Here is a 22,975-nt window from a genome sequence, read left to right as displayed (position 1 = left end):
GCCCCACGACGAAGCGCCTGCAGGAAGGCACGGACCTCATCGGCCGTCGGAACGGTGACCTTGGCTTCGGCGTAGATTGGCTCGACCGCACCCGTCGCGCCCGTCCGGTTGTCCGATTGCAGGGCGGCTGCGGGCAGTTCGGGCGCGAGCGTGGCGGTGCGAACCGGGAAGGTGGGGACGCCCTCGCTGGCGGCGGCGTTCGTTTCGGTCTCCTCGAACTTGTCCTCCTCACCGCCGAGGAGCGCCATGAGGGCCGCCTTTGCGGGTCTGGCGGAGGCGTCGGCGTTCCGCGGGGCGGGCTGCGCCGCGACCAGGGTCGTGGCGCCGGCGGGTTCGTTCGTCGCGCTTTCGGGCAGGCTCCAGAGGCCGCGAATGAGATCGATGCCTCCGGCACCGGCGTATCCGAGTAGCGCGGCGGCGGCGAGTGCTCCGCCGACGATGAGGCCGGTTCGCCCGGCGCGCCTGCTTGAGGGGTTGTCCCGCGAGAGGCTAAGCCAGCGGGGCAATTGCTCGCTCTGGTCGTCGACGGACGTCAACTCGACCCGGCTGTGCTGGTTCGCCGGCACCGGCTGAGCCATCCGCGAGGTGACGATGCGCGGGGAATCCATCGGGTCGTGCGAGGCGTCGTCCGCCTGGACATGTGTCGCGTAATCGTATTGCGCATCATCATCGGTTGCGAAGGCATTCGCCGGCTGCGCCGTGGCGCGATCCGGCAGGTGGGCCGAAATCCGATGCGGGTGCGGGGCGGCCGGGTGCGTGGGCTCGGCGGCGGCTTCGGCCGGGGCGGGAGCCGTGGCGCGTGCGGTTTCGATGGGCACGCCGTACCAATCGGTTTGCGCAGCTGCGGGCTCATAGCGCTCGGCCGCGGCAATCGCGAGGCCCCTTGGGTCGCGGCTCGAGGTGGGCGGGATGCGGGCGGCAACGGACGAGACCGTCGCGCTCCAGGGCGCAGCGTGGGCAACCGGCGGGACATCGGCAGGCAGGGGGACGGCGCGCTCCGGCTCGCTCTGGCGCGAAAGGGGGGTGGCGTGCTCCGAGAGGAACCGGGCGCCCGTGTGTGGTTCGCCCGCCGCCGGCGCCGGGTGCCGGGAAACAGATCTGTCCGTCGGAGAGGTCTGCTCGTGCACGTCGCGGCCGGCGGTCGGTTCCGCGACAAAGGTCTCGCGGGGCTCTTCGGACGGGCTCCTGTCATGGGCAACCAGGCTCGTGTGGTTGCCCGATCCAGGGATGTCGGAGGCGGCTTCGGCGCCGCGCAGCTGACGCGCGATCTCGCTCGCGATATCGCCGACGAGATCGCCGGTGCGTGCGACCTCGCTGGTCTGGGCGCTCGAAATCTTGAAAATGGGTGGCGGAGGCGGCAGCTGGCGGCCGCGGAAGGTGCGGGCCGGAGATTTGCCCTCGGCGGCTGCGAGCGGCTTTGCGTCGTCGGCACGGCGCGCAGGCGTTCCCGGGATGCGCAGCACGTCGAACGTGCGCGGCGTCGGCATTTCGCTCTCGGCCAGGAGATCCTCGATGGTCGCGGCAAGCGAGCGAACGGCCTCGTCGGCGCTCGCCGGAGCGGCGACCTCGCGGGGCTCGAACACGTCGGATGCCTCGCCGGCCTCCACGCCACGGTGCGGCGCGGGGCTCGGCGCGGGCTGTCCCGAGGCGCCTGCTGCGCGTTCGATGGTCCGGGAACCGACGATACCGTGCGCTGCTTCATCATTGCGCAGGCCGCCTGATGGTCGGATGGGAGCCACGGACGACATCGGCGCAGGCAACTCGGCGGCGGAATGGGAGTGCGCCGGAGCGAACGCGCCATCGCACGCCGGAGCGGCGGTGCGCGGGGCAAGCGTCGCACCGCCCGCAATGGTGGGCGCGCGCGGCCGGGTCGGGGCGCTCGGAACCGGTGCCGGATCGCCGGGCTGTGCCGCTGCCAGCGGACGGGTGGTACCGGTCGGCGCGACGATATGGGCGCCCGCGCCGCTGGCACGCGGGCGTATGCCGGGCAGAGTAGGGCCGAGGTTATGGGGTCCATGCTCGCCGGCGCCCGGAGCGCCCGGCGAATTGCCGCTGGCGGCGGCATCGGTGAACGCTGGCGTCTGGCGGCGAATAGCGTCGGTCATGGCACTCGTTCCTCGGTTACTCTGCGATCCGGAGCTCACTCGTCTCGCTCCCTCGGGCCTCTCCGGCCGGTCGTGGATTTCATTCCAATTCAAACCAAGCCCGTCTCGCTACTGGCTGCGCGCGGCCGACCGCCAGGCGAGGAATTGCTGGAACAGTTGCTGGCGTGCCTCGGCGGTCAAAGTGGCGTGGCTGCCCTGCTGAAGCTCGCCGTCGAGGAACTGGTTGAAGGCCGCCTGGAGCGCTTCGGGATCGGCCGGCTTGTTGGCGTCGAGCCAATCCTGGACAGGCTGAAATCTCGTCCAGCCCGGAAGCGTGGCGTGGAGGCTCACTTCGCGCCACTTGGGATGGCGCGGAGCATCGAGGAACCGCTCGAAGCGGGAGAGGAAAGATTCGATGAACTCCACGACGCGGCGATGGCGATCGGTCTTCGGCGACCAGTTGTAGACCGCCATCACGGCACCAACAGCGATCGACGAGACCGTCGAATCCGCAGGTACGAGGCCAGGATAGTCTTCCGCTGATAGCCGTACGGGAAGATAAGTGTCCTGGAGTGCGGCGACGTAGGGCACGTCGAGGAGGCGAAATTCCTTCTTGTCGGCGAGGTCGGCGATGACGGAGGCCGGGCGGCCGGCGACGTAGACGGTGGCAGCGATCTCGCCCGCGCGGATTTTCTCGATGGCGAGCGCCTGGTCCATCGACACCGGTCGAACCTCGATGCCGAGGGCCTTGAAGACGGTCGTCGCGGTCATGTAGGTGCCACTGCCGGCGACGTCGAAATTCACGGGTTGCCCCGCGAGATCCTCGATGCGCTCTATGCCGGCGCCGGCAAGGAGATGGAGTTCCTCGTTGTAGAGCTTCGTGACGTAGTGGATCCGCTCCTTGATGCTGTCGTGGATGGCCTCGCGCTCGATGTGGGCGAGGACGTCCGACTGCACGATCGCCACATCCACCCCCTTGAGATAGAGGAGGTCCGTGACGTTCTGCACGGAGCCCTGTCCGAGGATGGGCAACACGCGTATGTCGCCCTCGGGATTGAGGACGGCCGCGAGATCGGCCGCAATCCTGACGTAGGTTCCGCCGATGCCGCCGGAGATCACCCCGACCGTGCCGGTGTTCACCTGCTCGACGCGGGCGGCGTAGGTCGACTGGCTGGCCGCGGGGTCGGCGCTTGCGGCGGAAGCCACCGATGCCGGAGCGAAAAACAGCATCAGGAACGAAAACGCGCGGCTGATGCCCGACGTTCGTGTGCGGGCCGATGCCGATGGGGCGTGGATCGCGGTGCCCGGCAGGTGGCCGGCATTTTCCTCGCGGTCAACATATACACCCTGCATTTCCGCCTCCACCAGGAAACGCGCGTCACGCAAGGCGCGCGCCGGTCAGGGCGCATCGCCGAGTGTGTCGGTTGCGGAAAGCCTAGTGCGAGAGTGCGCAGCCATGCGCGCTTCGCCCGCAAGGGCGGATTTCGCACCACTTCGCGAGGTCCCAACCACTCGCACGCGGTACAGTTGCTGGTCGTTTTCCCCATGGTGGACAGAGGTCCATCCACCGGGGCTCATAACTGCAATTGAGTGTGGCGAATTTGCGATGTCGGGAACGGCTGCAAGGGCCTCTGCCGGGCTATTGTCCGGCGACGGCGAATGGCGTCATGGAGCATTTCTCGGCGGGCGAGGCGGCATGGCGAGAAAGCGACCCGGCCAGCGGCCTGCCGCACCCTCCGGCCCGGACGGCGACCCGGCCTGGAGTTCAGGCCAGACGGCCGTGGCAGTGCTTGAATTTCTTGCCGGAGCCGCAAGGACAGGACGCGTTGCGGGCCACCTTGCCCCAGGTTGCCGGATTGGCCGGGTCGATGCGCGCGGCGGCCTGACGGTTGCGCAGTGGCGCCTGCTGCCCGTTGGCGGCGCGCGCGGCACGCTCCTCGGCGTTCGGGTCCGGGCCGAAGATCTCGTCGGCGTCCGGGTACGGCGAGAAATCGAGGCTCTCGACGTCGTGGTGCAGTTCCATCTCCGGGAGCGGCTCCTCCTCGATCGGCATGCCACCGTCCATTCGCAGTTCGACGTGCATGAGCTGGCCGGTGACGGCCTCGCGCATCTTGGCCAGCATCGACTCGAAGAGCGCGAATGCCTCGGTCTTGTATTCGTTGAGCGGGTCACGCTGGCCGTAGCCTCTGAGGCCGATCACCTCGCGCAAATGCTCGAGCGTCACGAGATGCTCGCGCCAGAGGCTGTCCAGGGTGTGCAGGATCACCATCTTTTCGATCTGGCGCATCGGCTCGGGGCCGATATCGGCGACCTTGCGGGCGGCCTTGGTATCGGTCTCGCGCGTCACGCGCTCGTGCATCTCCTCGTCGGCGATCCCCTCCTCCGCGGCCCAATCGGTGACCGGGAGTGAAATGCCGAAGATGCGCTCGATCTCGGTCTGCAGTCCCGCGGCGTCCCACTGCTCGGCGTAGGCGTTCTTGGGAATGTGCTTGGCGATGAGATCGTCGACGACCTCGCGGCGCATGTCGGCGACCGCCTCGGAGACGTCCTCGAGGCTCATCAGTTCGATGCGCTGCTCGAAGATCACCTTGCGCTGGTCGTTCATCACATCGTCATACTTTAGGATGTGCTTGCGAGCGTCGAAATTGCGCGCCTCGACCTTCGACTGCGCCTTCTCGAGCGCCTTGTTGATCCACGAGTGGACGATCGCCTCGCCTTCCTGGAGGCCGAGACGCTGGAGCATGCCGTCCATCCGGTCGGACCCGAAGATGCGCATCAGGTCGTCCTCGAGGGAGAGGAAGAAGCGCGAGTGGCCGGGATCGCCTTGGCGGCCGGAGCGGCCACGCAGCTGATTGTCGATGCGTCGGCTCTCGTGGCGCTCGGTGCCGAGGACGTAGAGCCCGCCGGCCTCGAGAGCCTTGCGCTTGAGGTCCTCGACCTCCTTCTGGATCGCCTCGCGCCGCTCGCGCACGGCGTCGGCCTCGGGCGTGCGCCCTGCCTGGCGTTCGAGGTCGAGCCAGTCGGCGAGGCGGAATTCGACGTTGCCGCCGAGCTGGATGTCGGTGCCGCGGCCGGCCATGTTGGTCGCGATGGTGACGGCGCCGGGCACACCGGCCTGGGCGATGATGCGGGCTTCCTGCTCGTGGTAGCGGGCGTTGAGCACCTGATGAGGGAACACTTGTCCGGTCTTGGACCGACCGAGCATGGTCTCCACGTAGTCGGCGGTCTCGCGCAGGAAGCCGCGATAGGCATCGTCGGCGCCGTTCTTGGGATTGTCGGCATAGCGCCGCAAGGTTTCGGCGAGCGAGCGCATGTACGTGCGATCGTGCAGGAGGGCGGCGAGACGTTCGGACTTCTCGATGGACGTCGTGCCGACGAGCACCGGCTGGCCGCGCCGGTGGCAATCGGCAATGAGGGTGACGATGGCGCGGTACTTCTCCTCGGCCGTCCGATAGACCTCGTCGTCGTCATCGATGCGCGCGACGGTCACGTTGGTCGGAATGGCGACGACCTCGAGCCCGTAGATGTTGAGGAATTCATCGGCTTCGGTGGCGGCCGTACCGGTCATGCCGGCGAGCTTGTCGTAGAGGCGGAAGTAGTTCTGGAAGGTGATCGAGGCGAGCGTCTGGTTCTCCGGCTGGATCGCCACGTGCTCCTTGGCCTCGAGCGCCTGATGGAGGCCGTCGGAATAGCGCCGCCCCTGCATCATGCGGCCGGTGAATTCGTCGATGATGACGACCTGGTCGCCACGCACGATGTAGTCGCGGTCGCGCTGGAAAATCCGGTGGGCCTTCAGTGCCTGATTGATGTGGTGGACCAGGCTGACGTTCTCGATGTCGTAGAGGGAATCGCCCTTGAGCAACCCGGCGGCACGCAGCAACTCCTCGGCTTGCTGGTTGCCGGCCTCGGTGAGGGAGACCTGCCGGGTCTTCTCGTCGACCTCGCAGGCGTCGGCCGTGAGCGAGGGGATCAGCGAATCGATGGCGTTGTAGAGTTCGGAACGGTCCTCGACGGCGCCCGAGATGATGAGCGGCGTGCGCGCCTCGTCGATCAGGATCGAGTCGACCTCGTCGACGATCGCGAAGGTGTGACCGGAAAGTTCGGCGGGTCGGCCGCCGAACTGGACCATGTCGGCGACGCTCATCTTCATGTTGTCGCGAAGGTAGTCGAAGCCGAGTTCGTTGTTGGTGCCGTAGGTGACATCGGCGGCGTAGGCCATGCGGCGCTGTTCGTCGTCGAGGCCGTGCACGATGCAGCCGACCTCGAGGCCGAGAAAGCGGTAGATCTGACCCATCCAATCGGCGTCGCGCTTGGCGAGATAGTCGTTCACCGTGACGACGTGGACGCCGCGGCCGGCGAGCGCATTGAGATAAACCGGCAGAGTGGCCACGAGGGTCTTGCCCTCACCGGTCTTCATCTCGGCGATGCGGCCTTCGTGCAGCACCATGCCGCCGATCAACTGAACGTCGAAGTGGCGTTGGCCGAGGGTGCGTTTGGCGGCCTCGCGAACCGTGGCGAAGGCTGGCGCCAGGAGATCGTCGAGGCTCTTGCCAGCGGCGATTTCGGCTTTGAAGCTGGCGGTGCGCGCCTTCAGCTCGGCGTCCGTCAGGCGGGTGAGTTCGGGCTCGAGCGCGTTGACCGCCTGCACACGCGAGGCGAACGTTTTCACCCGGCGCTCGTTCGCGTCGCCAAAGAGCTTGCGTGTGATGGAGCCGAAAGAGAGCATGGGTGGCGTGTCCTCGCATGCACGTGGCAGGGTCCCGTCGCCCGACCACATTGGGGGCTCCAGCCGCGAACGATGCCATTCGACCTGTGAGACAGCGGTCAGGACGACGGGCAGGGCCAGCTGGCACCGGTGGGATGGTCGCGGCTCTTGTCGTCGTCGCGCGTTGCCGCGGTCCCGACAGGTGCGCGCGCTCGCCGGCAGCAGACCCTGCGACCACGGCGGAGACATAGGAGGGTGCCCCAGTGTTGTCAACGCGACGAGGGGGGCGACGCTCCGCGGATCGAGGCCGTTGCACGGCCGTTCCCGCTCGCCGAAACGTGACCGGGCCGCAGCTCTGCCGCATTCATTTCGCTAGTGTCACCTACCGTCCGGTGGTATCGCCCGGCCAACATGAGCCCTGGCCGAGTGGTTGCCAGGGTCGCCATGGGCGTCGGCGAACGATCCGATCGGACGTGCGGGCCGGCCGAAGTTTTCGCGGTCGGCGCACGAGGAACAGACGTCTTCACATCCAGGTCCCGCGGGCGAACCTCAGAGCGGCGGGCGAACACTTACGGCAAAGGCAGGTGTCACCCATGACAATGAGAGTTTCGGGCACGTGGCGTGCCGGTTGGGCGCTGGCATCGTTCGTTGCCGGCGTGCTGGTTTTCCAGGCGGACGTTCGGGCAGCGGACCAGGAGGTCCTCGTCAAGGTCAATGGCCGGGACATCACGGCGGCCGATGTCCGCTTCGCCGAGACCGAAATCGGGCCGCAGCTTTCGAGTGTGCCGGAGCGTGAGCGTCGGCGGGTGATCGTCGAGTATCTCATCGACAATGCGCTGATGTCGGAAGCAGGCAAGGCCGACAACCTCGCGAGCGGCGCGGCCTTCGACAACCGCCTCGCTTATTACCGCGAGCGGGCCCTGCGTGATGCATACTTCGACAGTGCCGTCGCCGGACAGGTGACCGTCGAGCAGGCCCGCGCTCTCTATGATGCCCAGTTCGGCGCGGCCGAGGGCAAGGAGGAGGTCCGCGCCCGGCACATCCTGGTCAAGTCCGAAGCGGAAGCCAACGACGTCATCGAGCGGGTCAATCGGGGCGACGATTTCGCGGCGCTGGCGGGGGAGCTGTCCATCGGGCCGAGCAAGACGCAGGGCGGCGACCTCGGCTATTTCACGCGTGGCACCATGGTGCCGGCTTTCGAGGAAGCGGTTTTCGCGCTCAAGGCGGGCGACGTTTCGGAGCCGGTCGAGACCCAATTCGGCTGGCACGTCATCAAGCTCGAGGATCGCCGCATGCAGCAGGTGCCGGCGTTCGATGACCTCAAGGACCGCATCATGGGCTCGCTGCTGCAACGGCGCGCCGAGGAAGTGCTGACGATGCTGCGCGAGAAGGCGAACCTCGAGTTCGTCAATCAGGAACTGCGCAAGGACATCGAGGAGGCCGCGCGCGGCTCCTTCGGCGCGCAATAGTCGACCGGCGAGGGCGTCGCGACGAGGTCTGGACCTCGTCGGCGAACGCGAACACGGCGCTATGTTCTCGGGGTGAACGTCCAGTGGGGGGCGGCCATGCTGGCGGCCCCCCTTTCGATTCCCGTGGCGGCAACCGCGACGTTGAAATCGGCAGGGCGTGCGCCGAAGATGGCGGTGCTTACCGCTTGCCGCCGCAACCCGCCGAGATCGAGAGTGTCCCATGCGACAAACCCCTGCCGCCACGCCCCATGCGCTCGATCCGCTGAGCGCCGAGGAAATTGCCATCGCGGCGGAGGTCGTGCGCGGCGAGGGCGGGCTCGATGCGTCGGCCTGGTTCGAGACCATCACCCTCGACGACATGACGCCACAGGCGCGGGCGTTTCCCGCCGCGGATGGCGATACCGGGACGGCCCGGGGCGCGCGGTTCGCCTATGTCTGCTGCTACGAGCCCTCGAGCAACCGAACGCTCACCGGTCAGGTGGACCTTGCCGCCCGGCGTCTCGTCCGTTTCGAACACGTTCCCGGTGCCCAGGCGCGCATCACCTTCGACGAGTTCGTGCTCGGCGGCGAGATCGCCAAGGCGGATGCAGGCGTGCGGGCGGCACTCGCCAAACGTGGGATCGCCGAAGCCGAGATCGACCGCGTGGTGATCGAGCCCTGGGCGGCCGGCAACTTCGGGATCGCGGGCGAGGAGGGCATGCGCCTTGCCTACGGTCATTGCTGGCTCGCCAACGATGCGAACGACAACGCTTATGCGCGCCCGATCGCGGGCCTCCATCCGGTCATCGATCTGCGCGCCCGCAAGGTGTTGCGCGTCGACGACTTCGGCGCCGAGCCGCTGCCGCCCGATCCGGGGCCGCTCGTCCCAGCCACAGCCCGCGTCGATCTCAAGCCGCTCGACATCGTGCAGCCGGAGGGGCCGAGCTTTACCGTCGATGGCTATCATGTCGCCTGGCAGGGCTTCGAGCTGCGCGTCGGTTTCGATCCGCGCGACGGGCTGATCCTGCGCAACATCGGCTACCGCGAGAAGGGGCGGCTGAGGCCGATCATGCGGCGGGCCGCGCTGGCGGAGATGGTCGTGCCCTACGGCGATCCACGCGGGGGAAATTTCCGACGCAATGCCTTCGACACCGGCGAATACGGCATCGGCCAGCTCACCGAATCGCTGAAGCTCGGTTGTGACTGTCTCGGACACATGCACTACTTCGACGTCCACGTTCACGACTGGAACGGGGCTCCGGTCGCGATCGAGAACGCGGTCTGCATGCATGAGGAGGATTACGGCATCCTCTGGAAGTTCACGGATGCGGCCGCCGGGGTGCGTCTCGTCGCCCGCTCGCGCCGTCTGGTGATCTCCTCCATCAGTACCATCGGGAATTACGTCTACGGGCTCTACTGGTATTTCTACCAGGACGGCACGATCGGCGTGGAGATCAAGGCGACCGGGATTCCATTCCCGAGCGGGATCGTGGCGGGTGACGCGGCGGCGAGCGATTATGCGACCGTGGTCGGGCCCGGTGTCGAGAGTCACGTGCACCAGCACAACTTCTGCTTTCGATTCGACATGTGCGTCGACGGCGCAGCCAACAGCGTCGAGGAGGTCAATTGCGAACCGCTCGCGATCGGGCCCGGCAACCCGCACGGCAATGCCGCGCGCATCGTCGCCCGGCGTCTCGGGCGCGAGAGCGAGGCGCGGCGCACCATCGATCTGGCGAGCGCGCGCTACTGGAAGGTCATCAACACGAAGGTCCGCAACGCGCATGGCGCGCCGGTCGGCTACAAGCTGGTGCCGGGCGCCAACACGCTGCCCTTCAACGCGCCCGAAGGCCCGATCGGGCGCCGCGCCGGGTTCATGTACAACCATCTCTGGGTGACGCCGTTCGCTCCGGAAGAGAAATACCCAGCCGGCTGGTTCCCGAACCAGCATGCGGGCGGCGACGGCCTGCCGCGCTGGACCGAGGCTGACCGGGCGATCGACGGGCGCGAGATCGTCGCCTGGTACACGCTCAACTATCACCACGTGCCACGACCGGAGGATTTTCCCATCCAGCCGGTGGTCTATGCCGGTTTCCATTGGATGGCCGCCGGCTTCTTCGATGCCAATCCGGCGATGGACGTGCCACAGGCGCGCGCCGAGCCTTGCTGTCCGAAGTGATGGTGGCGGACGAGGGGCGCGCCTAGGTACGAACGGCGAGGGGTGGCAACTCGATCGCGGAGAGGAAGCCCGCGAGGTCGTCCGTCACGTGGTGGATGTGGTCGGGCGGCGCATCCCATTCGCCGATCTCGCGCTGGGAGGGGTGATCCTCCATGCTCGAGGAGATCAGGACCGTGGTCATGCCGAGTTCATGGGCAGTGACGAGGTTGTGCGGCAAATCCTCGAACATCGCTGCTCGCGCACCTTCGAGGCCGTGCCGTGAGAGGAAGAGATCGAACGCAGAGCGGTGGGGCTTCGGCACGTAGTTGGCGGCCTTGATGTCGAAGACGTCGTCGAAGAGGTCGAGGACACCGACCTTGCCGGCGACAGCCTCGGCATGCCCGCGCGAGCCGTTCGTGAAGATGTAGCGCCGGCCCGGCAGGCGGGCAATGGCCGCGGCCAGCTCGGGCGCCGGGGCGAGCACGGAATGGTCGATGTCGTGCACGAAGTGGAGGAATTCGTCCGGCTCGACGGCGTGGCGCTGCATCAGTCCGGCGAGGGTCGTGCCGAATTCGAGATAATAATCCCGGCGCATCCTACGCGCCTCGTCGGGCGAAAAGCCGAAGCGGCGCTCGATGAAAAGGTTCATCCGGTCGGCAACCTGCGGAAAGAGGTTGCACTCGGCCGGATAGAGGGTGTTGTCGAGATCGAAGATCCAGACGTCGATCCCGGCAAAGCAGCGGCAGGCGCCGGGGCTGTCGTCACGGGCGCATGCGGTCATCTGGCGGCTCCTGGACATCGGTTCGTTCGAAGTGGTGACGGTGGCCCGCCCGCGCAAGCACAGGCGGCAATGCTCAGCGCTCGTAGAGCCGGCCGAGGTCGGGCATCGGATCGGTTAGGCCGGCGAGCCTCAGGCAATGCCAAGCGAGGGCGTGGTTGGACGAGGTGACCGGCACACCGACCGCTCTCTCGATGGCCGCGCACGCTTCCATGAGGCGAATGCTGGTGCACGAGACGAAGACCATGTCGACGGGCCGCGCGGCGACGACGGTGGCGATCGCCTTCTCGAGGCTGTCGGCATCGATGGCCGCGACCGTCGGATCGTGCTCCTCGTTGAACGAGCCGAAGACGGGCACCTCGTAGCCGCGCCCCTCGATGTAGTTCTGCACGATGGCGTTGACGTCGGCGCGGTACGGGGTGAGCACGGCGATGCGCCGCGCGGCGAACGCATCGAAGGCAGCGAAGGCGGCGGTGATCGGCGTCGTGGCGCGGGCCGACGGCTTGACGCCCGCGATCGCGGCGAACACGCGCTCCTCACCGAGCACCATCGAGGCCGAGGTGCAGCCGTAGGCGACGACATCGAATTCGTCGCCGGGCAGCAGGAGTTCCGCGATGCGTGGAATGTCGTCGCCCATCGCCCGCAGCGTCTCGGGGGTGATGCTGGGCGAGTTGCGGATGCGGGCGTGATAGACATCGACGCCGGGCATGCGGACGGCGCGGCGGAACTCGTGCTCGATGGTGTAGTCGGTCGCCAGCACGATGAGGCCGATGCGGGCGCGCGCGCCGATGGCCTTCTGCGTGGTGAAGGGCAGGTGCTCGATCAGGTGGGTTCGGCGCGCGGTCTCGGCGACGGGACCGGTGCGGGTTTCATCCAGCGTCATGACGCATAGCCTCCGTATCGATCGCCGGCCGGCGCTGTCCGATGAGGTCGGCCAGGATGCGGGCGCAGCCGTGTGCCATGGTCCAGCCCATGTGGCCGTGGCCGCAGTTGAGCCAGAGGTTGTCGATCGGCGAGCGATCGACGATCGGCATTCCGGTCGGCGTCATTGGACGCAGCCCGGCCCAGTAGGTCGGGTGGTCGAAGTCGGCGGCGTGCCCGAAGAGCCGGCGGGCCTTGGTCAGCATCTGCACGAAGTCCTTGGGCCGGTGGCTGGTGTCGTAGCCGGCGATCTCGGCCGTCGCGGTCAGCCGCAGGCGCTCGCCCATCGGACAGTAGGCGAGAAGGTTGTCTTCGTCGACACCGCCGAAACGCGGCGCGCGGTCGGGGTCGGTGATCCGCAGGGTCGCCGAATAGCCTTTCACCGGATAGATCGGCAAGCGGATGCCGAGCGGGGCGACGAGGGCCGGGCTCATCACACCGGTCGCGAGCACGAAGGCATCGCCCGTGATCTCGCCGTCGCGGGTGGTGGCAGCGCGGACTACGTCGCCCGAGAGGCGAAAGCCGTTCACGTGCGTGCGGTAGCGCAAGACCGCCCCGGCGCGCGCGCAGGCTTCGGCGAGATTGCGCGTGAAGAGGTTGGCGTCGCCGCTCTCGTCGTCCTCGGCCACGAGCGCGCCCGCGATCTCGGAAAGGGCGCCCGCGAGCGCCGGTTCGCGCTCGGCGACGGCGTCACGCTCGAGCACGGTGATGGCGATGCCGGCTTGGCGCAGGATGCCGCATTTGGCGGCGGCGGCGGTAAAGCTCGCCGGTGTGCGGTAGAAATAGACGAGACCACCCCGGCGGCCGTCGTAGGCGACACCGGTTTCGCGAACGACGTCGTGGAAGACCTGTTGGGAGTAGACGCAGAGGGCCGACTTGGCGCGCGTGTTGATCGTTGCGCGCTCGGCGGTGCACTGGCCGAGGAAGGCGAGGACCCAGGACCACTGCCTCGGCGAAAGGCTCGGGCGGAAACGGATCGCCTGATCCCCCCGCCAGAGCGAGCGCAGCATCATGCCCGGCGCCTTGGGTGACGACCAGGCGTAGGCATGGCCAGGAGCCATCAGACCCGCGTTGGCAAAGCTCGTGAAGCTGGCCGGGGCGTCCGCGCTGTCGACGATGACCACTTCGTGGCCGTCCTTGAGCAGCTGAAACGCCGTCGTCACGCCTGCAATGCCCGCGCCCAGGACAACGATCCGCATCGGCACGTCCCTGCCTCCCCGAGCCGCAGATGGCGCCCGTGTCCGGGTTCGAGCGGACACGGGCGCCAGCCAAATCAGTCGCGGGCCGCGATGATGGAGATTTCGACCGTGTACTGGGGCGCCGCGAGCGTCGACTGAACACAGGCGCGGCCCGGCGTCTGGCCGGGAACCACCCAGGCATCCCAGACCGCGTTCATCTCGGCGAAGGTCGAGATGTCGGTCAGCCAGATCGTCGCCGAGAGCATCTTCGTCTTGTCGCTGCCGGCTTCGGCGAGCAGCTTGTCGACGCGGGCGAGAATGTCCTTGGTCTGCTCGCCGACCGATTTGCCGGGCGCACCCTGCGCAACCTGACCGGCGAGATACACCGTGTTGCCGTGAACGACCGCCTGGGTCATGCGCGGGCCCGGCTGAATACGTTGGATTGTCATGGTTTTTTCCCCTTCCCTCTCAACATGCGACGCGCACCGAATGGCGGCCCTATGGAAGGTCGCCACGTTAGTCGAGCGCGCGCCGCGTGGGAAGGGTTGGCGGCCCTTCTTGGGGCCTAGTGACGAGAGGCATGGCGTGCCTTGGGCCAGCAGCGTGTTGGTCTGCGGCACGATGGGCGACAAGGCGCTTGCTGGATGTCTGGAGCGACGTCTCGGATCCGCAATCGGGGCTCGGTGGCAGTCTCTGAGCGCCACCGGCGGGCCGCTTGCTGAGACCGCGCGCTAACGTTGCGTAAACCGCAACCGGCAATCCTGTCGCACCGGACCGTCGCAAGGGGCCGGAGCGGCAGGATGATAGAATGAAGCTCGCGGGTGACGAGGTCGGGCGAAATGGGACGGGCGCGCTGTGGCGCGGGGTCGAGCGCGCGGGCGCCGCTGTGCCGATCGCCCTCGTGGTGCTGCTGGCGGCCATCGCCAACGGTCTCGTCGTGCGCGTGCTCGAGGAATGGTCGCTGCCGGGGCGTGGGGGGCTGCTCACCGGTATCGGTCCCTTCGAACTCGTGGCTGTCGCCGTCGCGAGCCTGATGATCATCGAGGCGCGGGGCGCCGGGGCGCCGCCCGAGCGCTTCGGCTGGGCCGAGGTCATGGTCGGGCTCGCACTGCTGGTTCCGAGCAGCGCCGCGTCCTGGGGGGTCGTGCTGGCCTATGGCGGGCTCGCGAGCTTTCGGGCGCGCGGCGAGGCGCGGCACGCCTATCTCCTGCTCTCGGCGCTCGCCGTCGCGGCGCTCTGGAGTTCACTCGGTGTCAAGTTGTTGGCTGGGCCCCTGACGGCGTTCGATGCCGGCCTCGTCGGCTGGCTGCTAGAGGTGTGCGGCACCGCGCCGGTGGTCACTGGGCACGTCGTCACGGTCGCAGGGGACCACCGGCTGATCGTGCTCTCGGCCTGCAGTTCGCTCGCCTATGCGCCGCAGGCGTTGGTCGCCGTCTGCGCGGTGGCACTCATGGGCGGTCGACCGCACGCCTCCCGGCTCCTCACCGCGATCGCCGGCGTCACACTGCTGCTGATCCTGGCCAACACGGCGCGCCTTGCCGTCATGGCGCTTTCTGCCGAGCAATACGCATTCGCGCACGGGCCGATCGGGGCCAACCTCTTCGACGGGCTCATGGTTTTCTCGGCGATCGCGGCCGGGTGGTGGAGTTCGCGCGCATGAGGGCTTTGCATCCGCGTATCTCGGGGCTCGCCCTCGTCATTCTCCTAGCCGGCCTCGGCATCGCACTGAAGACGGAGCGGTATACGGGGCGGCACGGGGGTGACGACCGGGTCGTGTCGGCCAGCGTCGTTCAAGCGCTCGATGGGCATGGCTGGCGGCTCGTCCACCGGCGCATGCGGGGGCCCGATCAGGCATACAGCTTCGTGGCCTTCGCGAAATCCGGCTGTGAGCGCACGCTCGGCGTCGCCCTCTTGGGGCGCACGCACGAACTGGCAGGGTTCGCGCGCCGGGAACTCGGGCCCGCGACCCGCTTCGTCTTTGCCGGCGGCCTCTGGGAGGAGCTGCCCTGGTGGGCTGGCGCGGTGAGTCCAGGGCTCGGCCTGGCGCGGCGGCTCGGACTGGCGGGCCACGAGCACACAGATGACGTCCTGGCGCTCGCCTGGCAAGGCGAGGATGGCGGATTGCTGACCCATTGGCCGATGGATACGGGCGGATGCGCCATGCCGGAACCGGGCGAGCTGATCGGCTCGACCGCTGTGGTGGGGCCGGTGCGTGCACCTGCCGCATAAGGCAGCATACGCACGAATTTGTGTCCCCGCCAAGCCATCCGTGACAGGTGACAGGCCCCTATCGCGATCGAAGGAAGCGCAGCGGCCAACACACCTAATTACTGTTCAGTGATTTTCCGGATTTTAGTTCGACTTTAAGCAACTGAGGTCAATCTGCTTGCATGACAGGTTTGGAATGCGCAGGTCCTAGGGCTCAGGGGGGCAATCCCTCCGCAACGTCTGGATTGGACAATGCACTCTCGGAATGAGGGAAAAGTGGGACGGACGGCGGCTCGGTTGGCCGGCGCGGTGGTGTTGGCCGCCATGTTGTTCGCGGCGCCGGCGACAGTCTGGGCGGCGCCCGGCGGCAATGGTAACGGCAACGGCAATTCGTTCGGCTACGGTTGGTACAAGAACAATGGCGGCGGTGCCGGCGCGCCACTGCCCGGCGTCGCGTTGACGCTGCTCGGCCAGGTCATCGGTGTCGGCGGGCTCGCGCTCGTGTATCGTCGCCGCCAGGCGCGCAAGCACCAGAGCGGCTCCAGCGAGCGACCGCACTAACTTTCCCCGGTTTTCTCAACCGACGGTGAAACCGGCGGAACGCGCGAACAGCGTGCCCGCTCCGTGCCCCGTGAAAAGTTCCAGCAGGGTGGCGTGCGCCACCTTGCCGTTGAGGATCACGACGGCCTCGACGCCCGATTCCACAACCTCGATGCAGCTTTCGACCTTCGGGATCATGCCGCCCGTGATGGTGCCGTCGGCGATGAGCGCGCGCGCCGCCTCGACGGTCAGCTCCTTGATGAGGTTGCCGTCACGATCCAGCACACCCGCGACATCGGTCAGCAGCAGCAGGCGTTTGGCGCGCATGGCCGTCGCGAGCGAGGCGGCGAAGGTGTCGGCGTTGATGTTGAGCGTCTGACCGTCAGCCGCGACTCCGAGCGGGGCGACCACGGGGATGAGGTCGCTCGCGATGATCACGTCGACGATGTGCGGGTTGACCGCCATGGGCTCGCCGACGTGGCCGAGATCGACGGCCTTCATCAGATTCGAGGTCGGATCGACCATTGTCTTTTCGAGCCGGCGGGCCCGCATCAGGTTGGCGTCCTTGCCGCAGATGCCGACGGCATTGCCCCCCTCGCGATTGAGGGCGGCCACGATCTGCTTGTTGATCGAGCCGGCGAGGACCATCTCGACGACGTCGATGGTGGCATCGTCGGTGACCCGTAGGCCGTGGCGGAACTCCGACTTGATGGCCAGCCGGTCGAGCATGGCGCCGATCTGTGGACCGCCACCGTGGACCACGACGACATTCACGCCCGATTGCTTCAGCAGCACGATGTCGCGGGCGAAGGTGCGTGCGAGTTCGGGGTCGCCCATGGCATGACCGCCGTATTTCACGACGACGGTCTGCTTGTCGTAACGCTGCATATAGGGAAGCGCCTCGGACAGGATCCTGGCCTGATCCTGGGCCGAGTGGTCGTCGGGCGTAGGCGCACTGCTGGACTTGGTCACGGCTCGAACTCGACTAGCGGGCCTGCGGCGAGGGGTCGCCGCGGCACAGTTGCCGCTGGTCAAACCGCTCCGCAGGCCCCACTGTCAAGGGTCTCTAGCGCGGGCGTGTCTCGGGGCTTGCCCAAGAGACGCCCATTTGCTTTGCAAGCCAGGAATGGAGCCGGTAGCGGACCGGTAACGTCGAGAAGGGCGCGGCCAGCGCGCCACGGTGTGGTGAGTTTGTTCGGGGTGGCGCGGGGTGATGGCGGAGGCGGCGGCAGTCGGTCCCGGGGCGATCCAGCCTTCACCCAACCTGCAGGCCAGCCTGCAGCGGGCCGCCCGCTATGCCAGTGAGCAGGGGCACGGCGCCATCACCATCGAACACCTGCTGCTGGCCTTGACCGAGGACCCGGATGCCCTCGTCGTGCTAGCGACCAGCGGTGTCGAGCTCGGCCGACTGCGGCACGATCTCGCCGATCTCCTTGCGCGCAGCGGCGCGGTCGCGGAACCGACCGGCGGGGGCCAGATCACGGCTTCGAACGACCTGCGCAAAGTGTTCGACTACGCGAGTGCCGCTGCTCGCCAGTCGCAGCGCGGCGTGCTCGACGGGGCGATGCTGCTGGCGGCGATCATCGGTGACGGGCGGAGCGCCGGCGCGCAGTTTCTGCGCGGCCAGGGGGTGACGGCCGAAGCTATCCTCAAGTCACTCGACCTCATTGCCAGGTCGGTTGCCAGGCGCTCCGGGAACATCCCGCCCGCCGGGGTGAATGCGGCCACCGGGCCCGGCGCGTCCGCCAAGGCCGGTGCCACGCCGACGGTGACAACCGCCGCGTCGGCGACTGGCGGCGCGAGCCCGGACCCGCAGCCGACTACCGGGCCGCGCGGTGCTTCCGAGGCCGAGCGGACCGGGGCTCACCGCCGTCCATCGGCCACCGAGGGGGACACTGGCGGCGCCGAACCTCGATCTCATCGCCCAGGCGATCACGCGGACCTCGCGCGGTTACCGGCGGCTGCGTCCGGCCCCGCTCCCACCGCCCGCAAGCGCGTGGCGGGTGAGCGTGAACTGGCGCGGCTCGACGGCATCGCGGGGCATTCGGAACGGGCCGAGCAGGTCGGATCGCCATCGGTCGGTGCCGCGCGCGCGCCGGCCGTTGCGCCATCGCGTCAGCACGCAGGGCCTGCCGGTGAACCGTTCGGAGCGTCGGATCAGGACGGCGTTCGTGCCGGTCCGGTCGGGGGCGGCGCCCGGCCCGTGGCTGCCGCTGCTCCCCCGGTTCCGAACGAGTCCCTGCCCGATGGGCCACCGGCATCGCTTTCTCCGGTCCGCCGGCCGCAGCCAGCGCCGCATGGCCAGCGTGTTTCGACGGTTCGCCCGCCCGAACGAGGTGCCCAGGCTGCTGGCGGCGGCGCACCGCGCCCGCCGCACCGCCAATTCCAGGCGGCTCCCGGGCAGCCGCAACCGGGGGCTCACGCTCACGAAGGCTTCGAGCAACGACCGCCACAGGACATGGCGCGGCGCGGTGCGCCACCAGCCTATCCGGTCGAGCAGAAGGGCGAACGCACCGCCGGGCCGCCGATCGAGCGCCCCGGCGGGTTTACGCGCCGACCGCACGACCCGGTCCACGCGCCAGTCGACCCGCCCGCACGTGGCATCCAGCCCGAGGCGGTCGCTACCGTGCCCCGCAGCGCTCCCGTTCGCCAGCCCGTAAGCGCCCCGGCGCCCGCCCCGGCAGCAAGCGGCCCACAGCGAGCCCCGGACGAATTCCAGTCGGGGCTGCTGGTCGAGAACGTGCCGCGACGCATGCGGGTCGGGGTTCCCGCGAAGGTGGAGGCGCGCCTCTCGCGCGAGGATCTGCCGGGACTGATGGACGGCCTAAGGGGGGCGGGCGAGATCCAACAACACGAGGTGTTCGTCACGCGTGTCATGGCGGTTCGGCTCAAGGCGCCGGATGGCGGGTTCGATATCGAATCGACTTCGCCCGAGATGCAGTGGGTGGACGGGGGCCCGGCATCGCGGCTGGTCGACGAGCATGCCAGTTGGCGCTGGACGGTGACGCCGACCGCCCGCGGCTGGCGGCCGCTGGTGCTGGTGATCACCGGCCTCGCAGTCGGTCCGGACGGGCTGGCCGCGGAACGGCGCGTGCCGGATCAGGAGATCGAGGTCCAGGTTCGCGTCAACTACGTCGCCGAGGCGCGGCGCATCGGGGGCTGGCTGGTCGTTGCGGTGCTCGGCGGTGTCCTCGGGGCTTTCGGAGAGCGGCTCGTTGCGCTTTTCGGGTGTTGCGGCTAGGAGCGCTCGGTTCGCGGCGCTGAAGTTCGCCGGGTCAGAGGCCTGCCGCCTCGATGATCTCGGCTCGCACTTCGCTGATACCCAACCCTTTTTCCGCCGACGTCACGGCAAAGCGGGGAAACGCCGCCGGGTGGGGCAAGAGGGCCTGGGCAACCGATTTCACGACCTTGTCGAGCGCGTCGCCACGCAACTTGTCGGCTTTCGTCAGCACCGCCTGGAACGGAACGGCGGCACCGTCGAGGAGCTTTGCGATTTCCCGGTCGATCGGCTTCATGCCGTGGCGGGCATCGATCAGTAGGAAAACCCGGCGCAAGCCCACGCGCCCGCGCAGATAGTCACGGATCAGGCGGTTCCAGGCATCGACCTTGCTCTTGGGTGCTTCAGCGAAGCCGTAGCCGGGCAAGTCGACGAGATAGAGCTGGCCGGCGAGGTCGAAGTAGTTGATCTCCTGCGTGCGACCGGGCGTGGAGGACGAGCGGGCGAGGTTTCGCCGGCCGACCACGGCGTTGAGCAGGCTTGATTTGCCGACGTTCGAGCGGCCGGCGAAGGCGACCTCGGGTCGATCCGGGGCGGGCAGGCCGGCGGCATCGACCACGCCCTTGACGAACGTGCAGGGGCGGGCAAAGGCGCGGTCGGCGGCCGCCAGCGTTTCGGCATCGAATGCCGACACGGTCATGCCGAGGTTCATCGGGCCCGGCGGGACCGTATCGTCGGCACCGGGGTCGCCGGCCATGGTGTCCTCCCTCCGGGCGCCCTCAGGCACCGTCCGCCGGCTTGCCGGAACGCTTCAGCCAGGAGAAACTGCCCTTCAGATTGTCCCAGAGTTCGATCTTCACGCCCTGCCGGCGCATGATGACGTACTGCTGCAGGACCGACAGGATGTTGTTCCAGGTCCAGTAGATGACGAGGCCAGCCGCGAACGGCGCGAGCATGAAGGTGAAGAGCAGCGGCATCCAGGCGAAGATCTTCTGCTGGATCGGGTCGGCGGGCGCCGGGTTGAGCTGCATCTGCAGCCACATCGTGATGCCCATGATGACCGGCCAGACGCCTATCACCAGGATATCCGGGACACCGAACGGCAGGAGCCCGAAAAGGTTGAAGATCGTGGTCGGGTCCTTGGCCGAGAGGTCCTGGATCCAGCCGAAGAAGGGGGCATGGCGCATCTCGATGGAGATGTAGAGAACCTTGTAGAGTGCGAAAAACACGGGGATCTGGACCAGAACCGGGAGGCAACCCGACATGGGGTTCACCTTCTCCTTCCTGTACAGCTCCATGATCGCCTGTTGCTGCTTAACCTTGTCGTCCTTGAAGCGCTCCTGAATCCGGACCATCTCCGGTTGCAGGTTCTTCATCTTGCTCATCGAGACGTAGGACTTGTTGGCCAGCGGGAAGAAAAGCAGCTTGACCAGCACGGTGACGGCCAGGATCGCCACGCCGAAGTTGCCGAGCAGCTTGTAGAGATAGTCGATGACATAAAAGAGCGGCTTGGTAATGAAATAGAACCAGCCCCAATCGATCAGCAGCTCGAACTTCTCGATCTTCTCGCTTTCCTGGTACCCTTCGATGAGATGGACGCGCTTGGCGCCGGCGAACAGGCGGCTTTCGGACGTGGCGGTCTGGCCGGGAGCGACGGTGATCGGATCGAGCAGGTAATCGGCCTGGTAGAACTGTGTGGTGGAGGCATCGCGGCCGGTGAAGCGCGCGGTGTATTTCGCGCCCTGATCGGGGATCAGCGTGGCGGCCCAGTACTTGTCGGTGATGCCCAGCCAGCCGCCGCTTCCGGTATAGGTCTTGAGCCGCTCGTCCAGAACCTCGCTATAGGTGAGGTAGGTGTAGCCTTCCTCGCCGATCACGCCGATCGGGCCTTCGTGGAGGATCCAGAGCCCCTCGACGGCCGGGGTGCCGTGGCGCGAAATGAGCCCGTAGGGCGCAAGGGCAACCGGCGCGCCGGTGGTGTTCGTCACCTCCTGGCGGACCTTGAAGAGATAATTCTCGTCGATCGAGATGACGCGGCGAAAGACGAGGCCGGCACCATTGTCCCAGGTGAGGGTGATCGGCGAGTTCTGCGTCAGCGTCCCGCCCGCCGCCGTCCAAACGGTATCGCGGCCCGGGACGGCCACTTTCTCGCCGCCGGCCGGAGCCCAGCCGTATTCGGCATAGTAGGGGCGGGGTGTACCGGCGGGCGAAAAGAACGTCACGCTCGGGCTCTCGCGATCCGTCGTTTCCTTGTAGCGCTTGAGGACGATGTCGTCGATACGGGCGCCCTTGAGGTTGATCGTGCCGCGAATGCCGGGCGTGTCGATGGCAACGCGGGGTGTTGCCGCGATTGCCGTCTCACGAGGGCTCGCCGCTAGCCCTGGGGCGAGTGGGGGAGCGAGTGTCTCGCTTCCGGGTGCGCTCGCGGCTCCAGGTGCCTCGATCCCAGGCGTCACGGCTCCCGGTGCCACGCCGCTTTCGCGCTGCTGCTGCTGGCGCAGCAACTCGGCCTGTTCCTGGCGGCGCTGCTCCTCGCGCACCTTCGGGCCGACGTAGAGGATCTGCCAGGCGAGCAGCACGCCCATCGACAGCGCGATGGCCATGAACATGTTGCGGTTGTTGTCGCTATGCATCGTGGGGTTCCGCGCGCTCGAGGGGAGTGTCAGGCATTCCGCACCGTCTCGGATCGGGCGCGGCCGCGCCGGCTTCGGGCGAGCGATCCCGCCGGGCAGGCCGCGACGCGCCCGGGTCGGTCATCATGGGCGCGTCGGCCGGGCTACGCTCGGCGAGCCACGCTGCGCTGGTGCTCGCCCCCCGCCCTTGCGGCGCGGATGGCGTTCACCAGCCCTGCGGGCCCGGCCGGAGTTGATCTGATCGACCGCGCTCGCCAAGTCGACGGTCAGGGCATCGAAGGGCTGTTTTAACGCGGCGGTTCTGGCAATCAACACATAATCGAAGCCGTCGCGCAGCGCATCTTCGCCGAGCAGCCGCACGGCTTCGCGCAGGCGCCGGCGGATGCGATTGCGGACCACCGCGTTGCCGAGCTTCTTGGTGACGGTGAAGCCGACGCGGGCCGGTCCAGAAGGCTGCCCATCGGGCACCGGGCGACGCGCGCCGGCCACCAGCGCGGCCGGAACCGACCAGTTCGGAGCGTCCCGCAGGGCGAGGAATCGTGCCCGCTTGCGCAGGGAATGGGCTGGTGAGCGGCGTCGAAGCATTGGCCGATAGCCCCCGTGCCAATTGGCGTGAGAGCGAGGCGTGCCATGCGACCCCAGCCCGCGACCGCAAACTCGCGCGTGGGCGACGCCGGCCGACCCGCGCACCGTCGCCTAGGCCGAAAGCCGCTTGCGGCCGATACGCCGGCGACGGGCGATAACCTTGCGGCCGCCCTTCGTGGCCATGCGTGCACGGAAGCCGTGGCGGCGCTTGCGCACGAGCCGCGAGGGCTGAAAAGTACGTTTCATGCAACTCCTCCTCGAGGATGACGAACGGGTGGCGTGCAGCGATCCAGGTCCATTGGACACGCCTCATGGATCGGCAGCGACCAGCACCGGCAATTCGGAATGTGCAGGGTGTAGTGCGGAGGTGCCGGCAAAGTCAATCTCGCTGGCGTGTGAACGAGCCAGGAATGGCAACTTGCATGCACGCCCGACGTCGAGGTGCCCATGCGCAGTGATCCGCACAAGGCCCTTCTTCAATTCATCTGACAGTCGGTCACGAACGCGAGAGAGGCCGTTCTGG

18 protein-coding genes are annotated in these 22,975 nt (G+C 67.8%); 6 read left to right on the top strand and 12 right to left on the bottom strand.

Annotated elements, in window-relative coordinates; genetic code table 11:
• From GC150_09820 to secA, 3 genes are all read right to left on the bottom strand, one after another.
• A partial coding sequence (locus GC150_09820; GenBank protein ID MBI1385196.1) for a hypothetical protein occupies positions 1-1,583 on the bottom strand: 1,583 nt, incomplete at its 3' end.
• Positions 1,584-2,213: 630 nt separating this feature from the next.
• The gene (locus tag GC150_09815) at positions 2,214-3,314 is read right to left on the bottom strand and encodes a TAXI family TRAP transporter solute-binding subunit (protein MBI1385195.1); all 1,101 of its coding nucleotides are present in this window, start codon (positions 3,312-3,314) and stop codon (positions 2,214-2,216) included.
• A 535-nt stretch (positions 3,315-3,849) separates the two neighbouring features.
• Positions 3,850-6,810 (bottom strand): preprotein translocase subunit SecA, encoded by a 2,961-nt coding sequence (gene secA / locus GC150_09810; protein MBI1385194.1) that lies wholly within the window; start codon positions 6,808-6,810, stop codon positions 3,850-3,852.
• 572 nt (positions 6,811-7,382) lie between these two features.
• Between secA and GC150_09805 the strand changes: the two genes are divergently transcribed.
• Together GC150_09805 and GC150_09800 are read left to right on the top strand one after the other, a co-directional pair.
• A complete protein-coding gene (locus tag GC150_09805) occupies positions 7,383-8,258 on the top strand; it encodes a peptidylprolyl isomerase (GenBank protein MBI1385193.1) in 876 nt (291 codons plus the stop codon).
• Positions 8,259-8,478: 220 nt separating this feature from the next.
• The gene (locus GC150_09800; GenBank protein ID MBI1385192.1) at positions 8,479-10,413 is read left to right on the top strand and encodes a primary-amine oxidase; all 1,935 of its coding nucleotides are present in this window, start codon (positions 8,479-8,481) and stop codon (positions 10,411-10,413) included.
• Positions 10,414-10,435: 22 nt separating this feature from the next.
• Here GC150_09800 and GC150_09795 read toward each other — a convergent pair whose 3' ends face one another.
• The 4 genes from GC150_09795 to GC150_09780 all read right to left on the bottom strand — a co-directional run bounded on the left by GC150_09795 (position 10,436) and on the right by GC150_09780 (position 13,718).
• Positions 10,436-11,173: a pyrimidine 5'-nucleotidase gene (locus GC150_09795; GenBank protein MBI1385191.1), complete on the bottom strand. Its 738-nt coding sequence runs from the start codon at positions 11,171-11,173 to the stop codon at positions 10,436-10,438.
• Positions 11,174-11,246: 73 nt separating this feature from the next.
• Positions 11,247-12,053, bottom strand: a complete 807-nt coding sequence (locus GC150_09790; protein MBI1385190.1) for an Asp/Glu racemase — start codon at positions 12,051-12,053, stop codon at positions 11,247-11,249.
• Positions 12,040-13,290 carry an FAD-dependent oxidoreductase gene (locus tag GC150_09785; GenBank protein ID MBI1385189.1) on the bottom strand — a complete coding sequence of 417 codons (1,251 nt, stop codon included), beginning with the start codon at positions 13,288-13,290 and terminating at the stop codon, positions 12,040-12,042. The genes GC150_09790 and GC150_09785 overlap by 14 nt, the downstream gene beginning before the upstream one ends.
• A gap of 74 nt (positions 13,291-13,364) precedes the next feature.
• The gene (locus GC150_09780; GenBank protein MBI1385188.1) at positions 13,365-13,718 is read right to left on the bottom strand and encodes a RidA family protein; all 354 of its coding nucleotides are present in this window, start codon (positions 13,716-13,718) and stop codon (positions 13,365-13,367) included.
• Positions 13,719-14,077: 359 nt separating this feature from the next.
• Here GC150_09780 and GC150_09775 point away from each other — a divergent pair, with 359 nt between their 5' ends.
• The 3 genes from GC150_09775 to GC150_09765 all read left to right on the top strand — a co-directional run bounded on the left by GC150_09775 (position 14,078) and on the right by GC150_09765 (position 16,038).
• On the top strand, positions 14,078-14,929 hold the full coding sequence (locus GC150_09775; protein ID MBI1385187.1) for a hypothetical protein: 852 nt from the start codon (positions 14,078-14,080) through the stop codon (positions 14,927-14,929).
• On the top strand, positions 14,926-15,498 hold the full coding sequence (locus tag GC150_09770; GenBank protein ID MBI1385186.1) for a hypothetical protein: 573 nt from the start codon (positions 14,926-14,928) through the stop codon (positions 15,496-15,498). Before GC150_09775 ends, GC150_09770 begins: the two co-directional genes overlap by 4 nt.
• 276 nt (positions 15,499-15,774) lie before the next feature.
• Positions 15,775-16,038: a hypothetical protein gene (locus tag GC150_09765; GenBank protein ID MBI1385185.1), complete on the top strand. Its 264-nt coding sequence runs from the start codon at positions 15,775-15,777 to the stop codon at positions 16,036-16,038.
• Between the two features lie 15 nt (positions 16,039-16,053).
• Here the strand turns inward: GC150_09765 and argB are convergent, their stop codons facing one another.
• On the bottom strand, positions 16,054-16,905 hold the full coding sequence (argB, locus tag GC150_09760) for an acetylglutamate kinase (protein ID MBI1385184.1): 852 nt from the start codon (positions 16,903-16,905) through the stop codon (positions 16,054-16,056).
• 325 nt (positions 16,906-17,230) lie between these two features.
• Between argB and GC150_09755 the strand changes: the two genes are divergently transcribed.
• Complete coding sequence (locus GC150_09755; GenBank protein ID MBI1385183.1) at positions 17,231-19,258, top strand: hypothetical protein; 2,028 nt, start codon at positions 17,231-17,233, stop codon at positions 19,256-19,258.
• A gap of 34 nt (positions 19,259-19,292) precedes the next feature.
• Here GC150_09755 and GC150_09750 read toward each other — a convergent pair whose 3' ends face one another.
• From GC150_09750 to GC150_09735, 4 genes are all read right to left on the bottom strand, one after another.
• Positions 19,293-19,934, bottom strand: coding sequence for a YihA family ribosome biogenesis GTP-binding protein (locus tag GC150_09750; protein MBI1385182.1), 642 nt, complete (start codon positions 19,932-19,934; stop codon positions 19,293-19,295).
• A 79-nt stretch (positions 19,935-20,013) separates the two neighbouring features.
• Entirely contained in the window at positions 20,014-21,867 is a 1,854-nt protein-coding gene (gene yidC, locus GC150_09745) for a membrane protein insertase YidC (protein MBI1385181.1), read from the bottom strand.
• Positions 21,868-21,990: 123 nt separating this feature from the next.
• Complete coding sequence (gene rnpA / locus GC150_09740; protein ID MBI1385180.1) at positions 21,991-22,452, bottom strand: ribonuclease P protein component; 462 nt, start codon at positions 22,450-22,452, stop codon at positions 21,991-21,993.
• A gap of 111 nt (positions 22,453-22,563) precedes the next feature.
• On the bottom strand, positions 22,564-22,698 hold the full coding sequence (locus GC150_09735; protein MBI1385179.1) for a 50S ribosomal protein L34: 135 nt from the start codon (positions 22,696-22,698) through the stop codon (positions 22,564-22,566).
• Positions 22,699-22,975: the final 277 nt, after the last annotated feature.

The sequence above is a fragment of the Hyphomicrobiales bacterium genome, assembly GCA_016125495.1.
Taxonomy (GTDB): domain Bacteria; phylum Pseudomonadota; class Alphaproteobacteria; order Rhizobiales; family RI-29; genus RI-29.
The sequence above is the reverse complement of the archived record's forward strand: the minus strand, read 5'-3'. Positions and strand labels throughout refer to the sequence as shown.

What these genes read in the sequence shown, in the direction of transcription:
- GC150_09815 (MBI1385195.1), bottom strand. Translation starts at nt 3,314, where the DNA reads ATGCTGTTTTTCGCTCCGGCATCGGTGGCTTCCGCCGCAAGCGCCGAC.
- secA (MBI1385194.1), bottom strand. Translation starts at nt 6,810, where the DNA reads ATGCTCTCTTTCGGCTCCATCACACGCAAGCTCTTTGGCGACGCGAAC.
- GC150_09805 (MBI1385193.1), top strand. Translation starts at nt 7,383, where the DNA reads ATGACAATGAGAGTTTCGGGCACGTGGCGTGCCGGTTGGGCGCTGGCA.
- GC150_09800 (MBI1385192.1), top strand. Translation starts at nt 8,479, where the DNA reads ATGCGACAAACCCCTGCCGCCACGCCCCATGCGCTCGATCCGCTGAGC.
- GC150_09795 (MBI1385191.1), bottom strand. Translation starts at nt 11,173, where the DNA reads ATGACCGCATGCGCCCGTGACGACAGCCCCGGCGCCTGCCGCTGCTTT.
- GC150_09790 (MBI1385190.1), bottom strand. Translation starts at nt 12,053, where the DNA reads ATGACGCTGGATGAAACCCGCACCGGTCCCGTCGCCGAGACCGCGCGC.
- GC150_09785 (MBI1385189.1), bottom strand. Translation starts at nt 13,290, where the DNA reads ATGCGGATCGTTGTCCTGGGCGCGGGCATTGCAGGCGTGACGACGGCG.
- GC150_09780 (MBI1385188.1), bottom strand. Translation starts at nt 13,718, where the DNA reads ATGACAATCCAACGTATTCAGCCGGGCCCGCGCATGACCCAGGCGGTC.
- GC150_09775 (MBI1385187.1), top strand. Translation starts at nt 14,078, where the DNA reads ATGAAGCTCGCGGGTGACGAGGTCGGGCGAAATGGGACGGGCGCGCTG.
- GC150_09770 (MBI1385186.1), top strand. Translation starts at nt 14,926, where the DNA reads ATGAGGGCTTTGCATCCGCGTATCTCGGGGCTCGCCCTCGTCATTCTC.
- argB (MBI1385184.1), bottom strand. Translation starts at nt 16,905, where the DNA reads ATGCAGCGTTACGACAAGCAGACCGTCGTCGTGAAATACGGCGGTCAT.
- GC150_09755 (MBI1385183.1), top strand. Translation starts at nt 17,231, where the DNA reads ATGGCGGAGGCGGCGGCAGTCGGTCCCGGGGCGATCCAGCCTTCACCC.
- GC150_09750 (MBI1385182.1), bottom strand. Translation starts at nt 19,934, where the DNA reads ATGACCGTGTCGGCATTCGATGCCGAAACGCTGGCGGCCGCCGACCGC.
- yidC (MBI1385181.1), bottom strand. Translation starts at nt 21,867, where the DNA reads ATGCATAGCGACAACAACCGCAACATGTTCATGGCCATCGCGCTGTCG.
- rnpA (MBI1385180.1), bottom strand. Translation starts at nt 22,452, where the DNA reads ATGCTTCGACGCCGCTCACCAGCCCATTCCCTGCGCAAGCGGGCACGA.
- GC150_09735 (MBI1385179.1), bottom strand. Translation starts at nt 22,698, where the DNA reads ATGAAACGTACTTTTCAGCCCTCGCGGCTCGTGCGCAAGCGCCGCCAC.